The organism is Pseudomonas sp. ArH3a (assembly GCF_022648765.1).
Classification (GTDB): Bacteria; Pseudomonadota; Gammaproteobacteria; order Pseudomonadales; family Pseudomonadaceae; genus Aquipseudomonas.
This window is the reverse complement of sequence record NZ_CP080330.1, coordinates 5,760,224-5,775,726: the sequence shown is the minus strand read 5'-3', so window position 1 is coordinate 5,775,726 and position 15,503 is coordinate 5,760,224. Positions and strand designations below refer to the sequence as shown.

Here is a 15,503-nt window from a genome sequence, read left to right as displayed (position 1 = left end):
ACTATGCTTGGGGTAACACCCAGGCGGCCCCGCTTCGGCGGGGCATGCGGCATTTGAATATGCTGCCCCGAGCACCAGCCGCTGCCTTGCAGCGGCTTTTGTATTTTCTGAAATAACGAAGTGGAGAGCCGCATGGTTCCCGTAATCGCCCTGGTGGGCCGACCTAACGTCGGCAAGTCCACCTTGTTCAACCGCCTGACCAGGACTCGCGACGCCATCGTCGGCGACTTGTCCGGTCTGACCCGTGATCGCCAATACGGTGAGGCAAAGTGGCAAGGGCGCTCCTACATTATTGTCGACACCGGTGGTATCTCCGGTGACGAGCATGGCATGGACGAAAAGATGGCCGAGCAGTCGCTGCTCGCTATCGAAGAAGCCGATGTCGTGTTGTTCCTGGTGGACGCCCGCGCGGGCTACACCGCTGCCGACCAAATGATTGGCGAGCACCTGCGCAAGCGCAACAAGCGTTCCTATCTGGTCGCCAACAAGATCGACAACATCGATCCTGAGGCCGCCCGTGCCGAATTCAGCCCGATGGGCCTGGGCGACGCGATTCCGGTCGCCGGTGCTCACGGTCGCGGCATCACCCAGATGCTGGAAATCGCCCTGCGCGACTTCCCTAAGGATGACGCCGAGGAAGAAGAGGGCAGCGAGGAGATCGTCGCCGAAGGTGAGGAAGCCAAGCGCATTCCTGGCCCGAGCGAAAAAGACGGTATCAAGATCGCGATCATCGGCCGCCCTAACGTCGGCAAGTCGACGCTGGTTAACCGCATGCTCGGCGAAGACCGGGTAATCGTGTATGACGAACCCGGCACCACCCGCGACAGCATCTACATCCCGTTCGAGCGTAACGACGAGAAGTACACGCTGATCGACACCGCCGGTGTGCGCAAGCGCGGCAAGATCCACGAGGAAGTTGAAAAGTTCTCGGTGGTCAAAACCCTGCAAGCGATCAAAGACGCCAACGTGGTGATCTTCGTGATGGACGCCCGCGAAGGCGTGGTAGACCACGACCTCAACTTGCTGGGCTTTGCCCTGGAAGCCGGTCGCGCCTTGGTCATCGCGATCAACAAGTGGGACGGCATGACGCCGAGCGAGCGCGATTTCGTCAAGATCGAGCTGCAGCGCCGCCTGTTCTTTGTTGAGTTCGCCGATATTCACTTTATCTCGGCCCTGCACGGCACCGGCGTGGGTAACCTCTACGCCTCCGTACAAAACTCGTTCAAGTCCGCAGTTACCCGCTGGCCGACCAACCGTCTGACCCAGATCCTGGAAGACGCAGTTGGCGAGCACGCGCCGCCGATGGTTAACAACCGCCGCATCAAACTGCGTTACGCCCACTTGGGTGGTGCCAACCCGCCGATTATCGTGATTCACGGTAACCAGATCGAGAAGGTGCCGAAATCCTATGTGCGTTACCTGGAAAACACCTACCGCCGTGTCTTGAAACTGGTCGGTACGCCGATCCGTATCGAGTTCAAAGGTGGCGAGAACCCATACGAAGGCAACAAGAACACCTTGACTGACCGTCAGGTGAACAAGAAGCGTCGTTTGATGACTCACCACAAGAAGGCCGACAAGAAGCGCCGCGACAAGAAATAAACGCCGCTTCAGGTCGTAAGCTGCACGCTGCAAGAGAGGGCTCCTTTGGAGCCCTTTTTTGTGCGCGATGGTTTGTGCCTTGACCCCACGCAGCCGGCAGCTTAAAACTTGAGGCTCACCTGCAGGGGCCTCCGATGATCACCAGCAAGCTGCCGAATGTCGGCACGACCATTTTCACCACCATGTCGCAACTCGCTGCCGAGACCGGCGCACTCAACCTGTCCCAGGGTTTTCCCGATTTCAATGGCCCTAAAGCATTACTCGATGCGGTCGGTAAGCACGTCGCCAGCGGGCATAACCAGTATTCACCGATGACCGGCCTGCCGGCCCTGCGTCAGCAAGTGGCCGCCAAGATCGCCCGTAGCTATGGCGCGACAGTCAACCCCGACAGCGAAGTGACCATCACTCCCGGCGCCACCGCCGCGATTTTCTGCGCGATTCAAGCGGTGATTCGCAACGGCGATGAAGTCATCGTGTTCGACCCCAGCTACGACAGCTATGAGCCCTCGGTCGAACTGGCCGGTGGCCGCTGCGTGCATGTACAACTGAGCCTGCAAGGCTTCGCCTTGGACTTCGAAAGGATCAAGGCCGCGTTGTCACCGCGCACACGCATGATCATCCTCAACACCCCGCACAACCCGACCGGCGCACTGATCAGTCGCGCCGAACTGGACCAGTTGGCCGAACTGATCCGCGACCGCGATATCTATCTGGTCAGCGATGAAGTCTACGAACACTTGGTGTTCGATGGCGTACCCCATGTCAGCGTGCTGGCCCACGAAGAGCTGTATCAGCGTGCGTTCGTGGTCAGCTCCTTCGGCAAGACCTATCACGTCACCGGCTGGAAAACCGGCTACGTGGTCGCGCCCGCCGCTCTGACCGCTGAACTGCGCAAGGTGCATCAATATGTCAACTTCTGCGGCGTGACCCCTTTGCAGTACGCTTTGGCGGACTTCATGGCCGAACACCCGGAACACGTCGAAGAACTGCCGGCCTTCTACCAGGCCAAGCGCGACCTGTTCTGCGACCTGCTGGCGCCGTCGCGTTTCAGCTTTACCCGGGTGACCGGTACTTACTTTCAACTGGTGGATTACTCACAGATTCGCCCGGACCTGGATGACGTCGCCATGTCACTGTGGATGACCCGCGAGCACGGCGTGGCGACGATTCCGGTCTCGGTGTTCTACCAGCACCCACCCCAAGGCCAGCGCCTGGTGCGCCTGTGCTTTGCCAAACGCGAGGAAACGCTGCAACAAGCAGCTGAGAAACTATGCGTGATCTGAGTGCATTACCCGACCTGAATATCGCCCTGGTCCAGACCAGCCTGGTGTGGCATGACCGTCAGGCCAACTTCGAGCATTTCGAGTTGCTGCTGGAACAAGCCCAAGGCGCCGACCTGATCGTATTGCCGGAAATGTTCACCACCGGCTTCTCGATGGAGTCGGCCACGCTCGCCGAGCGCGAAAATGGCCCCACCCATGAGTGGCTCCTGGCCCAGGCGGCCAAATACAACGCGGTGATCACCGGCAGCGTGATCATCCAAGCCGCCGACGGCAGCCACCGCAACCGCCTGCTCTGGGCGCGGCCGGATGGCGAGGTGCTGCATTACGACAAGCGCCACCTGTTCCGTATGGCCGGCGAGCACGACCACTACACGCCGGGCGAGCGTCAGGTGCAGTTCGAGTTGAAGGGCTGGCGTATTCGGCCGTTGATTTGCTACGACCTGCGCTTCCCTGTGTGGAGCCGTGATGCGCAGGACACGGACTTGCTGCTGTACACCGCCAACTGGCCGGGTGCACGGCGCCAGCACTGGAACCGGTTATTGCCAGCACGAGCCATCGAAAATCTGTGCTACGTGGCGGCGGTGAACCGGGTGGGTACCGATGGCAAAGGCTTTGCCTACACCGGAGACAGTCAAGTGCTGGATTTCCAGGGTGAGACCTTGTTGAGTGCGGGGGAGGCGGATGGGGTGTTTCAGGTATGCCTGGAAGCGGCCGAGCTGGCGGCGTATCGCACCAAGTTTCCGGCGAACCTGGATGCCGATAGGTTTCAGTTTGTCTGATACACCGCTATCGCGGGCAAGCCCGCTCGCCACAAAAGCTCGGTTGCTTCAGATTTTGTGTCCACTGGCGGTTATGTAGATGCCGCGATGAGGCCCTTACAAACCACACAAATCTGCAACCCAACAAAAAAGGCCCCTGAGTTCTCACCCAGGGGCCTTTTGCATTTCAGCGTACTGGCTTACGCCGCTTTCGCTTCCTGCTGACTCAACGAACGGTTCAGCGCACTGAACAGCGCCTTGAAGCTCGCTGTGGTGATGTTTTCATCAATGCCCACGCCATGCACTGGGCGCTCGCCGTTCACACGCAGTTCAATGTAGGCCGCCGCCTTGGCGTTGGTGCCTGCACCGATGGCATGTTCGTTGTAGTCCATGATCTCCACGCCAATCGGCAGGCCAGCCACCAGCGCTTCCAGGGCGCCGTTGCCTTTGCCTTTCCAGTGCAGGTTGGTTTCGCCCTGGCCCTTGCCCGAGACTTCCACCTCGACAAAGCTGTTGCCGTTCTCTTCCTGCAGGCGATGGCTGACCAGCGCATACGGGGTGTTGGCTTGCAGGTATTCACGCTGCAGCAAAGCGTAGATCTGCGGTGCGGTCATCTCAAGACCCACGCGGTCGGTTTCAGCCTGCACCACTTGGCTGAACTCGATCTGCATGCGACGCGGCAAGCTGATGTCGTATTCCTGCTCCAGCAGGTAGGCGATGCCGCCTTTGCCCGACTGGCTATTCACACGAATCACCGCCTCGTAGCTGCGGCCAATGTCGGCCGGGTCGATCGGCAAATACGGTACTTCCCACAGTGCGTCGGCTTTCTGCTGGGTGAAACCTTTGCGGATCGCGTCCTGGTGGGAACCGGAGAACGCGGTGTGCACCAAGTCGCCGACGTACGGGTGACGTGGGTGCACCTGGATCTGGTTGCACTCCTCGACGACTTTGCGCACGCCGTCGATGTCGGAAAAGTCCAGCTGCGGGTCGAGGCCCTGGGTGTACATGTTCAGTGCCACAGTGACCAGGTCGACGTTACCGGTGCGCTCGCCGTTGCCGAACAGGCAGCCTTCGACACGGTCGGCGCCGGCCATCAGGCCCAGCTCGGTGGCGGCCACGCCAGTGCCACGGTCGTTGTGGGTGTGCAGGCTGATGATTACGCTGTCACGGCGGTTGATATGGCGACCGAACCACTCGATCTGGTCGGCATAGATGTTCGGTGTGGCGCATTCAACGGTGGCTGGCAAGTTGAGGATCATCTTGTGCTCAGGTGTTGGGTTCCACACCTCGATCACCGCGTCACACACTTCCTTGGCGAACTCCAGTTCAGTGGCGCTGAAGGTCTCCGGGGAATATTCGAAGGTCCACTGGGTTTCCGGCTGCTGGGCGGCGTATTTGACGAACAGCTTGGCCGCGTTGACGGCGATGGCCTTGATGCCGTCCTTGTCCTGGTTGAACACAATGCGGCGGAACGACGGCGAGGTGGCGTTGTACAAATGCACGATGGCTTTCTTGGCGCCGCGCAGGGATTCGAAGGTACGGGCGATCAAGTCTTCACGGCCCTGGGTCAGCACCTGGATGGTGGTGTCCTCGGGGATGTGATTGTCTTCGATCAAGGTGCGCACGAAGTCGAAGTCGGTTTGCGAAGCGGCCGGGAAGGAGGCTTCGATTTCCTTCACGCCCACCGCAACCAGGGTCTTCCAGAAACGCAGTTTTTTCGCGGCGTCCATCGGCTCGATCAGCGACTGGTTGCCATCACGCAGGTCGGAGCTGCACCAGATCGGCGCTTCGGTGATGGTTTTCGACGGCCAGGTGCGGTCCGGGATATCGATGGTCGGGAACGCGCGGTACTTCGAAGACGGGTCTTTGAGCATGCTCATCGGGAAATCCTTTGTTGTAGGGGCCGAGAAAAGGCGGCCTGCCGTGTAACTATTTTTGGGGATGAAGCGTGGGACGAGGCAGATCGATTCAGCCTGGCAGTCGTGCGCTGACGAGGCACAGGCTGCGGTGCTGGCGGAGCTGAATGAGGGTGTGAGAGGTTTTCATAAGCTCAACCCTAACCGCAGGGGTGAAAGATGGCAAGCAGTCGCTAAAAATTGAGAGAAGTTCTTGCTTTGAGTGAGTGGGCGAGATTTTGTAGCTGTATTAGTGGCTAATGACATTTTTATTTGCGCAGGCTAAACGAGGCGCGCAATTGCGGTGACAGGCTCACGCTATCGCGGGCAAGCCCGCTCCCACATTGGAATGCATTCAACTGTGGGAGCGGGCTTGCCCGCGATGAAGCTTGCGGCCCCACCGATCATCTCAGGGCTGGAAGGCGCCGATAAAAATCGCTGGGTCCACTCGTGCATCGTTGAGGCTGATGTTCCAGTGCATGTGCGGCCCGGTCGCACGGCCTGTCGAGCCGACCTTGCCCACCACCGCACCGCGTGCCAGTTGATCGCCCACCTTCACGTCGATCTTCGACATGTGGCAGAACATGCTGATAAAGCCTTGGCCGTGGTCGACGAACACGGTGTTGCCGTTGAAGAAGTAGTTGCCGGTCAGGATCACTTTACCTCCCGCCGGGGTTTTGATCGGCGTGCCGGCGCCGACAGCGAAGTCCAGGCCAGAATGCGGGTTGCGCTCCTCGCCGTTAAAGAACCGGCGCACACCAAACTTGCTCGACAGCGGCCCATTGACGGGTTTATCCAGCAGCAAGTTGCTTGGCGTGTTCGGGCTGAAACTGCGGTAAGCCTTGAGCTGCACGGCCAACTCGCCCTCGATGCGTTTGAGCTGCGCCGGGTCTGGGTTCACCTGGCTTTTGTTCTTCAACGTGATGTGCTGCTCGGGGTACTTCTTGAAGCCCACCACAAACGGCAGGTTTTGCCCGCCACTGGCGATGCGTTGGGTGCCGGGTTTAACCGCAAGCGGAATCCCGACGATCGCCAGCCAGTTGTTCTGTTCCTTGACCACCAATACCGGTCGGTTTTGGTAGGTCGCTTTCGGCGCCGTTGCCGAAGCACCCAGGTCGACCACTGCAACGCCACCGGGCACCGGCTTGTTCAGCAGCCGAGTGATGTAGCTGTCGGCGTGGGCATTGACGGTGAGGCACAACAGCATCAGCAGGCTAAATAGACGAGGCATCAATCAATCCAATAACGAAAGGGTGACGGGTGTCAGGTGGTTGTCTTCCACCCGCACCTGCAATTGGCCTTCACCGAGGCGCGCGGTCAGGCGCTGGCCGGTGTGGGTTTGCGCGGCATTGCGAATCGCCTGGCCGCGGTCGTCCAGCAAAATGCTGTAGCCACGGCCGAGGGTCGCCAGTGGGCTGACCACTTGCAGCGTCTGCACCTGGCTTTGCAGTTGCAGGCGCCGCGCCTTGAGACCTTCGCGCATGGCACGCGGCAGGCGTTCGGCGAGGCTGTCCAGGCGTTGGCGCAGCAGGGCCAGTTGGCGGCCCGGGTGTTGGCCGGCGAGGCGGGTTTCCAGGCGAATCAGGCGTTCGCGGCGGGTATTGAGGCTGCGCTCGAAGGCGCGGCGCATGCGCATGTCCAGGTCATCCAGGCGCTGGGCCTGCTGGCGCAGCCGTTCGCCAGGGTGGCGCAGGCGGCGGGCCATGCCTTCCAGGCGCAGACGGTCGTGGCTCAACCGATTGCGCATCAACAGGACTAAGCGGCGATGCAGGCTTTCGACCTGGCGCACCAGATTGCTGGCGTCCGGCGCGAGCAATTCCGCGGCGGCCGAGGGCGTCGGTGCGCGCACGTCTGCCACAAAGTCCGTGATCGACACATCGGTCTCATGGCCGACGGCGCTGACGATGGGCGTAACGCAAGCATCCACCGCGCGGGCCACGGCTTCTTCGTTGAAGCACCACAGGTCTTCTAACGAGCCGCCGCCACGGGCCAGGATCAACGCGTCGAAGCCGCGCGCGTCGGCCAGTTTCAGTGCGCGCACAATCTGCGGGATCGCTTCGCGGCCTTGCACGGCGGTGGGGATCAACGTCAATTGCACCTGCGGCGCACGGCGGCGGAACACGCTGATGATGTCGCGGATCACCGCACCGGTAGGCGAACTGATAATGCCGATCTTCTGCGGGTGCGCCGGCAGCGGCACCTTGCGTTCGGCACTGAACAGGCCTTCAGCGCTGAGCTTTTCCTTCAAGGCATCGAAGGCCAGGCGCAGCGCGCCATCACCGGCAGGCTCCACGGTGTCGAGGATCAACTGGTAGTCGCCCCGGCCCTCGAACAGCGAGACCTTGCCGCGCACCTTCACCGCCAGGCCATCTTTCAACGCCTGGCGCACCCTGGCGGCATTGTTGCGAAACAACGCGCAACGTACCTGGGCGCCGCTGTCCTTGAGGGTGAAATACACGTGGCCGGAGGCCGGGCGGGCGAGGTTGGAGATCTCGCCTTCGACCCAGATATTGGTGAACACGTCTTCCAGCAACACCCGCGCGCGGCCGTTGAGCTGGCTGACAGTCAGGACTTCGCGGTCCAGGCCCAGACGGGCAAAAGGATCTTTAATCATGGGCGGCAGTTTATAGGCATTCGTGCAAGGTTTGGCAGAATTGCTCGACCAGCGCGCTCGGCGTCTGCGCGCAGGCCAGGGCCACGGTGCTGAGGCTGTCCGGGTCGGCCAGGGGTAAAAAGTGCAGGTTGGCGGGGGCGATGTCCTGCATGGATTTTGGTAACAAGGCAATACCGAAGCCGGCCTGGATCAGTTGCAACTGCGTGGTTTTGCGCGACATCACCCGTGCCGCCTTGGGGAAAAATCCTGCGCGCATGCACAACTCGGCTGACAGATAACTCAGGCCGCCGCGTTGGGGATGGGGGATCGAGATAAATGCTTCGTCCTTGAGTTGCGCCAATGCCACCGGCGCAGTGCTGCGCGCCAGCGCGTGATCAGGCGGCACCGCCAGCAACAGTTGTTCGCTGTATAAAGGCACCACTCGCACGCCTTCGCGCTGGCGCAACACCGGCAGGCGCAACAGCCCGACTTCGAGGCGGCCGTCGGCGATTTCCTCCAACTGCGCTTCGGAGGAAAGTTGGACGATGTCCATCGACACGCCAGGGCAACGCTTCAGCCAGTTGCTGATGCCTTGCAGCAAGGGGCCGCTCATCGGCACGGTGCTCGAATGGCTCAGGCGCAGCGTGCCCAACTGACCGTTGCCCACCTGTGTGGCCATTTCGCTGGCCTTGAGCAACTCGCCCAACAGGTTGCGCGCCCGTGGGTAGAAGGCTTCACCAGCCGCCGTCAGCCGTGGTTGGCGCGCGGTGCGTTCGAACAGCGGGGTTTGCAGCTGGGTTTCCAGCTCTTTGATCTGTCGGCTCAGGGCCGATTGCGCCACAAACAGACGTTCGGCGGCGGCGCTGAAGCTGCCACTGTCGGCGATTTCGACGAAGTAGCGCAGTTGGCGGGTGGAGATCACGCGTCATGCCTTTTCGAGATAGGTGGAGGGCTTTGAAGATATTAGTCGCAACACTCGACGATGGCTAAAGTGGGGGCCAACTCTTTCAAGGAAGTGCCCATGAACCCGGTTGAGCTGATGAGCCAGTGGTCGTTTGGCGGCGTTGATTGGCTAGTGATCGGCGTCGGCATTGTCGTCGCCTATATCGTGTTCGGTATCGCAGGCTTTGGTACGGCGCTGGTCGCCGGGCCGATCCTGATTGTGTTTATGCCGTTGTCGAAAATCATCCCGCTGCTGGTGCTGCTGGATTTCGTCGCGGCCTTTGGCAACCTGCTGCAATCACGGCGGGACGTGAACACGCCGGAGTTGCTGCGTTTGCTGCCGTGCATGGCAATCGGTTGCACACTCGGTGTGATCTTCTTGCTCAACCTGCATTCGGACCTGTTGCTGCTATTGATGGGGCTGTTTATCAGCGCCTATGCGATTTACAGCCTGGCGGTGAAAGCCCGGCCGACGCAGCTGGCGGCCGGCTGGTCGATTCCCATGGGCACCGTGGGCGGGTTGTTTGGTGCGTTGTTTGGCAGTGGCGGCTTTTTATATGCGATCTACCTGAACAGTCGTTTGCCCAAGGACGCGGCGCGGGCCACGCAAAGCGCGTTGATCAGTTGCAGCACGGTGGTGCGCTTGAGCTTGTTCCTGATTGCCGGGGTGTACGCTGATTTGCCGCTGTTGATGTTGGCGCTGTGCCTGTTACCGGCGATGGCCTTGGGGCTGTGGTGCGGGCGCAGGCTGACGATGCGCATGACGCGTGAAGCCTTTGTGCGGTTGGTGACGTGGTTGGTGTTGGCCAGCGGTATTGCGTTGATCGCCCGTTACTTGAGTACTTGACCTGTGGGTGTCAGGGATTAAGCTGCCGGGCTCTAGGGCCTCATCGCGGGCAAGCCCGGCTCCCACAGTTGATCGCATTCCAATGTGGGAGCCGGGCTTGCCCGCGATGAGGCCAGACGCCACACCGCAGGACTCCCAGGCCTCATGAACTCCCAAAGCATCCTTGTCCCGAAAATCTCCACCTTGCCCGTCCACGAACCCCGCGCCCGGGCGATCGTGCGTTGGCTGGTGCGCAAGAACATCATCAAGGAAGAGCTGACCACGTGCGGGCGCACCGGCAACCGCATGGCCTACGCCCTGGCCGATGGCGCCCGCGCGGTGGTGCTGCACCCCGAAGCGCTGCCGTTCAACGAGCCGATCAATGGCCTGGAGATCATCTACAAGCGCTGCATCTACACGCCGGCCAAAGGCTTTCTCGAAGAAGCCGGCTGCCCGGAATGCCTTAAAGAGGTCGGCGAGGCGCTGTTCGAAAGCCTGGAAGACTGGATGCCCGGCCACACCGACAACTTCACCTGCCCGCTGTGTGGGCATGAAGATGACATCAACGGGTTTCTATTTCTGCAGGAATGCGGGTTTTCCAACCTGGGGTTCATCTTCAACAACTGGGCGGAGGCGGGCTTCAAGCAGAGCTTTATCGATGAATTCGCCGACTGGCTGGACCAGAAGATGAGTTGGGTCAAAGTCGAGCTTTAACCCGATCGTCGCGCTCGTACTGATTCTGATCGTTCCCGCGCTCCTGCGTGGGAATGCATCCCGTGACGCTGTGCGTCACCATTGCGCAGGGTTCTAACCTTACGCTGACCCCGGACGCGGAACGTCCAAGGAGGCGTTCCTTTGCTGCGCGTGGGGACGATCAGATTACCCTTCTATCAGTATTACCAAGTTTGTCAGAGTTTTACATTGAGCCTGACAGGGTGCATGTATATAATGGCGCGCTTCCATTTTCCCGCTCGGGAGCCCCCGCGATGCTGCGTATCAGCCAAGAAGCTCTGACATTCGACGACATTCTCCTAGTGCCCGGTTATTCCGAGGTGCTTCCTAACGAAGTCAGTCTCAAGACCCGCCTAACCCGTGGCATCGAGCTGAATATTCCCCTGGTTTCTGCTGCCATGGACACCGTCACCGAAGCCCGTTTGGCAATTGCCATGGCTCAGGAAGGCGGCATCGGCATCATCCACAAGAACATGACCATCGAGCAGCAAGCTGCCGAAGTGCGCAAGGTCAAGCGTTACGAAGCCGGTGTGGTGAAAGATCCAATCACCATCGAAGCCGACGCCACCGTGCGTGACCTGTTCGAACTGACCAGCCTGCACAATATCTCCGGCGTTCCGGTACTGCACGATGGCGACTTGGTCGGCATCGTCACTTCCCGTGACGTGCGTTTCGAGAACCGTCTTGAAGTCACCGTCCGCGAAGTGATGACGCCTAAAGAGCGCCTCGTCACTGTCCGCGAAGGTGCTGACAAGGACGACGCTCGTGAGTTGCTGCACAAGCACCGCATCGAACGCGTGCTGATCGTCGACGACAAATTCGCCCTCAAAGGCATGATGACCGTCAACGACATCGAAAAAGCCAAGGCCTACCCGTTGGCCAGCAAGGATGACCAAGGTCGTCTGCGCGTTGGCGCCGCTGTGGGTACCGGTAAAGACACCGGTGACCGCGTGGCGGCCTTGGTTGCTGCCGGTGTTGACGTGGTAGTGGTCGACACCGCCCACGGTCACTCCAAAGGCGTGATCGAGCGCGTTCGCTGGGTCAAACAGAACTTCCCTGACGTCCAGGTGATCGGCGGCAACATTGCCACCGGCGCAGCCGCCAAGGCCCTGGCCGAAGCCGGCGCCGATGCGGTCAAGGTCGGTATCGGCCCTGGCTCGATCTGCACCACGCGCATCGTCGCCGGTGTGGGCGTGCCGCAAATCAGCGCCATCGCCAACGTCGCCGCTGCCCTTGAAGGCACGGGCGTACCGTTGATCGCCGACGGCGGCATCCGTTTCTCCGGTGACCTGTCCAAGGCCATCGTAGCCGGTGCTTCCTGCGTGATGATGGGCTCGATGTTCGCCGGTACTGAAGAAGCGCCGGGCGAGATCGAACTGTTCCAGGGCCGTTCGTACAAGGCTTACCGTGGCATGGGTTCGCTGGGCGCCATGTCCCAGGCGCAAGGTTCCTCCGATCGTTACTTCCAGGACTCCTCGGCAGGCGCCGAGAAGCTCGTACCGGAAGGCATCGAAGGCCGTGTGCCGTACAAAGGCACCCTCAGCGCGATCATCCATCAACTGATGGGCGGCCTGCGTTCCTCGATGGGTTACACCGGCAGCGCCAACATCGAAGAAATGCGCACCAAGCCAGAGTTCGTGCGGATCACCGGCGCTGGCATGGCTGAGTCCCATGTCCACGACGTGCAGATCACCAAGGAAGCGCCAAACTACCGCGTAGGTTGAGGCTTCCAGCAAAACGTTAAGTAACCGGGGCTGTTTTATTCAGCCCCGAGTTGTTTCTGATTCATTAGACGAGACTGACTTCATGGCCCTCGACATTCACGCCCACCGCATCCTGATCCTCGACTTCGGTTCCCAGTACACCCAGCTGATCGCCCGCCGCGTGCGTGAAATCGGCGTGTACTGCGAACTGCATCCGTTCGACATGGATGACGAAGCGATCCGCGAATTCGCACCTAAAGGCGTCATCCTCGCCGGTGGCCCTGAGTCCGTGCACGAAGCCAACAGCCCGCGCTGCCCGCAAGCCGTGTTTGACCTGGGCGTGCCCGTCTTCGGTATCTGCTACGGCATGCAGACCATGGCCGAGCAACTGGGCGGCAAGGTTGAAGGTTCCGAACTGCGTGAATTCGGTTACGCCCGTGTCGACGTGGTCGGCAAGAGCCGCCTGCTGGATGGCATCGAAGACCACATCGACGCCGACGGCCTGTTCGGCCTCGACGTGTGGATGAGCCACGGTGACAAGGTCACCAAGATGCCGGAAGACTTCCACATTCTGGCCAGCACCCCGAGCTGCCCGATCGCCGGCATGTTCAACGACGAGCGCGGCTACTACGGCGTGCAGTTCCACCCGGAAGTGACCCACACCAAGCAAGGCGGGCGCATCCTGTCGCGCTTCATCCTCGACATCTGCCAGTGCGAAGCGCTGTGGACCCCGTCGAAAATCGCTGAAGACGCCATCGCCAATGTGCGTGCCCAAGTCGGCACCGACAACGTGCTGCTCGGCCTGTCCGGCGGCGTTGACTCCTCCGTGGTTGCCGCGCTGCTGCACAAAGCCATCGGCGACCAACTGACCTGCGTCTTCGTCGACAACGGCCTGCTGCGCCTGCACGAAGGCGAGCAAGTGATGGCCATGTTCGCCGAGAACATGGGCGTCAAGGTGATCCGCGCCAACGCTGAAGATCAGTTCTTGAACAACCTGGCCGGCGAGTCCGACCCAGAGAAGAAGCGCAAGATCATCGGCCGCACCTTCATCGACGTATTCGATGCCCAGGCCAAACACCTGGACAACATCAAGTACCTCGCCCAGGGCACCATCTACCCCGACGTGATCGAGTCGGCCGGCGCCAAGAGCGGCAAGGCCCACGTGATCAAGTCCCACCACAACGTGGGTGGCCTGCCTGAGGAAATGAACCTCAAGCTGGTAGAACCGCTGCGTGAACTGTTCAAGGACGAAGTCCGCCGTCTGGGCCTGGAACTCGGCCTGCCGTACGACATGGTCTACCGCCACCCATTCCCAGGCCCGGGCCTGGGCGTGCGCATCCTGGGTGAAGTGAAGAAGGAATACGCCGACCTGCTGCGTCGCGCCGACCACATCTTCATCGAAGAACTGCGCAAAGCCGACTGGTACCACAAAGTCAGCCAAGCCTTCGTGGTGTTCCAGCCGGTGAAATCGGTTGGCGTTGTAGGCGATGGCCGTCGTTACGCCTGGGTTGTGGCCCTGCGTGCGGTGGAAACCATCGACTTCATGACCGCGCGTTGGGCGCACCTGCCGTATGAGCTGCTGGAAACTGTCAGCGGCCGTATCATCAATGAGATCGAAGGTATTTCGCGCGTGACGTATGACGTGTCGAGCAAGCCGCCGGCGACGATTGAGTGGGAATGATGGGACGTCCGGCATTGCCCGGCACTATCTAGCAAGAAATGCCCTGGAGCCCGCGTAATTGCGGGCTTTTGGCTTTTTTGGGCTCCCCTGGCTCGCCGATGCTGGCGGTCGAGAAGGCGCAACTGCCCAGCGCTGCTACCGCCGACATCCCTGCGGTGCCAGATGGCTCAATCCCTAATGGATTACCGGCGGCCTTCGCACACCGGTGATTCTCCGATGCGGCCTTCCTTGCACAGGTCAATGTTATCTGTGCGCTTGAAGCCGGAGTCTTTCATGCAATAAAACTGCGTGAGTACCTGGTCAATCGGCGTTCTGTCCCCCGTCCCTGTGAGGTTGGTATAGCCGCATGCGGTCATAGCGTTCTTGACGCCCTTTTCAGACACCCCGGCCTTCTTCCAATTGGTAAATTCCGGAGGCGGCGGTTGAAAGCCCCTTCCCGTGCAGCCAACCAGTAATACAGCGCAAAAACTCAGCAACAGGCTTCTCGTGCACATGGCGTTATTCTTCATATTTTGACTCGGATAAGTATGAGATGCCGTGGGGTGAATCTTTCCAGAAAGGCTTGCGAGCGGCTCCATCATCGTCATGGCCGTTGAGCATTGTTTTATCGCTGTCCAGCATGACCGCGCAGCGAGACCATGAAGCCATAACAACCCCCGGCCATGTGCTGGGGCTTTGCATTTTGGGCTCCACGCATTTCAGAAAAACTCATCCAGCAAGCAGTAAAACCTCATGCGCTGCTCATCAGGCTCAACACCATAACGCTCGAAAAATGGCTTCACCCATTCCGGTCCAAGGTTACGTTCGATGCTACGCGCCGCCAGCGCCAAGTCTTGATAACGGTCGCTGACGCCCAGGCGCCCGCAGTCGATAAAGCCGCTGAAACGGCCGCCTTGCACCATGAAATTTGGCAGGCAGGCGTCACCGTGGGCCACCACCAGATCATGGGTGTTTGGCTGAGTCGACAAGAGTTCGGCGAGCACATCTTCGGCGCTGCGTCCGAGGCGTTCGTCGTCGAAATCCGCCGCATCGACCAGCCCGGCACTGACGTGCTGCCGAGCGAGCGCGATGCGCTGGTCAAGGGTGTGATCGAAGGGGCATTGCGCAATAGGTATCTGGTGCAAGGTACGCAGGGCTGTCGCCAAAATGTCGACAATTTGGGCGGCTGACAGCGTGTTTGCGCTGGCCAGATCCTGCCCCGGTACGGCGGTCATCAGCAGCCAGTGGTGATGGTTTTCTGTGAGCGCATCGAGCACGACGGGCGCCGGCAAATTAACCTGCTGGAGCCACCGAAGGCGTTCAATTTCGTGCGCAAGTTCGCCGAATTCGCCCACAGGCTCAGCCTTCAGGAACAGGTCTGCTCCACCGTCCTGGTGCAGCCGAAACACGTCCGCCCGCGATTCGCCGATGGCTTGTTGCTCAATCAGCGCCTGCGGGAACTGTTCGCGCCACTTGCTGGGGATATTCACGGTGTTTGCCCTTTTTCGC

General features: G+C 60.4%; 14 protein-coding genes. 7 read left to right on the top strand and 7 right to left on the bottom strand.

Annotation, left to right across the window (positions count from 1 at the left end):
• Nucleotides 1-132: 132 nt before the first annotated feature.
• From der to K0P33_RS26455, 3 genes are all read left to right on the top strand, one after another.
• Nucleotides 133-1,602: a ribosome biogenesis GTPase Der gene (gene der, locus K0P33_RS26465; protein WP_094949436.1), complete on the top strand. Its 1,470-nt coding sequence runs from the start codon at nt 133-135 to the stop codon at nt 1,600-1,602.
• A gap of 134 nt (nt 1,603-1,736) precedes the next feature.
• Nucleotides 1,737-2,885: a pyridoxal phosphate-dependent aminotransferase gene (locus tag K0P33_RS26460; RefSeq protein WP_242152392.1), complete on the top strand. Its 1,149-nt coding sequence runs from the start codon at nt 1,737-1,739 to the stop codon at nt 2,883-2,885.
• Complete coding sequence (locus K0P33_RS26455; RefSeq protein ID WP_094949438.1) at nt 2,873-3,664, top strand: amidohydrolase; 792 nt, start codon at nt 2,873-2,875, stop codon at nt 3,662-3,664. The genes K0P33_RS26460 and K0P33_RS26455 overlap by 13 nt, the downstream gene beginning before the upstream one ends.
• A 179-nt stretch (nt 3,665-3,843) precedes the next feature.
• Here the strand turns inward: K0P33_RS26455 and leuA are convergent, their stop codons facing one another.
• The 4 genes from leuA to K0P33_RS26435 all read right to left on the bottom strand — a co-directional run bounded on the left by leuA (nt 3,844) and on the right by K0P33_RS26435 (nt 9,053).
• The gene (gene leuA, locus K0P33_RS26450) at nt 3,844-5,523 is read right to left on the bottom strand and encodes a 2-isopropylmalate synthase (protein ID WP_083356880.1); all 1,680 of its coding nucleotides are present in this window, start codon (nt 5,521-5,523) and stop codon (nt 3,844-3,846) included.
• Between the two features lie 424 nt (nt 5,524-5,947).
• Nucleotides 5,948-6,769 (bottom strand): peptidoglycan DD-metalloendopeptidase family protein, encoded by an 822-nt coding sequence (locus K0P33_RS26445; protein WP_094949440.1) that lies wholly within the window; start codon nt 6,767-6,769, stop codon nt 5,948-5,950.
• A 3-nt stretch (nt 6,770-6,772) separates the two neighbouring features.
• On the bottom strand, nt 6,773-8,152 hold the full coding sequence (xseA, locus tag K0P33_RS26440) for an exodeoxyribonuclease VII large subunit (RefSeq protein WP_094949441.1): 1,380 nt from the start codon (nt 8,150-8,152) through the stop codon (nt 6,773-6,775).
• A 10-nt stretch (nt 8,153-8,162) separates the two neighbouring features.
• Nucleotides 8,163-9,053, bottom strand: a complete 891-nt coding sequence (locus K0P33_RS26435) for a LysR family transcriptional regulator (protein ID WP_242152390.1) — start codon at nt 9,051-9,053, stop codon at nt 8,163-8,165.
• A gap of 99 nt (nt 9,054-9,152) precedes the next feature.
• Between K0P33_RS26435 and K0P33_RS26430 the strand changes: the two genes are divergently transcribed.
• The 4 genes from K0P33_RS26430 (at nt 9,153) to guaA (ending at nt 14,015) form a co-directional block, all read left to right on the top strand.
• Nucleotides 9,153-9,920 (top strand): sulfite exporter TauE/SafE family protein, encoded by a 768-nt coding sequence (locus tag K0P33_RS26430; protein ID WP_242152388.1) that lies wholly within the window; start codon nt 9,153-9,155, stop codon nt 9,918-9,920.
• A 144-nt stretch (nt 9,921-10,064) separates the two neighbouring features.
• A complete protein-coding gene (locus K0P33_RS26425) occupies nt 10,065-10,613 on the top strand; it encodes a hypothetical protein (RefSeq protein WP_015885727.1) in 549 nt (182 codons plus the stop codon).
• 272 nt (nt 10,614-10,885) lie between these two features.
• Nucleotides 10,886-12,355: an IMP dehydrogenase gene (gene guaB / locus K0P33_RS26420; protein WP_242152385.1), complete on the top strand. Its 1,470-nt coding sequence runs from the start codon at nt 10,886-10,888 to the stop codon at nt 12,353-12,355.
• An 82-nt stretch (nt 12,356-12,437) separates the two neighbouring features.
• On the top strand, nt 12,438-14,015 hold the full coding sequence (gene guaA, locus K0P33_RS26415; RefSeq protein WP_094949445.1) for a glutamine-hydrolyzing GMP synthase: 1,578 nt from the start codon (nt 12,438-12,440) through the stop codon (nt 14,013-14,015).
• Between the two features lie 182 nt (nt 14,016-14,197).
• On the opposite strand, the gene K0P33_RS26410 is transcribed toward guaA, so the two are convergent.
• From K0P33_RS26410 to K0P33_RS26400, 3 genes are read right to left on the bottom strand one after another with little or no spacing between them, the layout of a single operon-like run.
• Entirely contained in the window at nt 14,198-14,509 is a 312-nt protein-coding gene (locus tag K0P33_RS26410) for a hypothetical protein (protein WP_094949460.1), read from the bottom strand.
• Between the two features lie 4 nt (nt 14,510-14,513).
• Entirely contained in the window at nt 14,514-14,696 is a 183-nt protein-coding gene (locus K0P33_RS26405; protein WP_141240509.1) for a hypothetical protein, read from the bottom strand.
• A gap of 17 nt (nt 14,697-14,713) precedes the next feature.
• Nucleotides 14,714-15,484, bottom strand: a complete 771-nt coding sequence (locus K0P33_RS26400) for an APH(3')-II family aminoglycoside O-phosphotransferase (protein WP_094949446.1) — start codon at nt 15,482-15,484, stop codon at nt 14,714-14,716.
• Nucleotides 15,485-15,503: the final 19 nt, after the last annotated feature.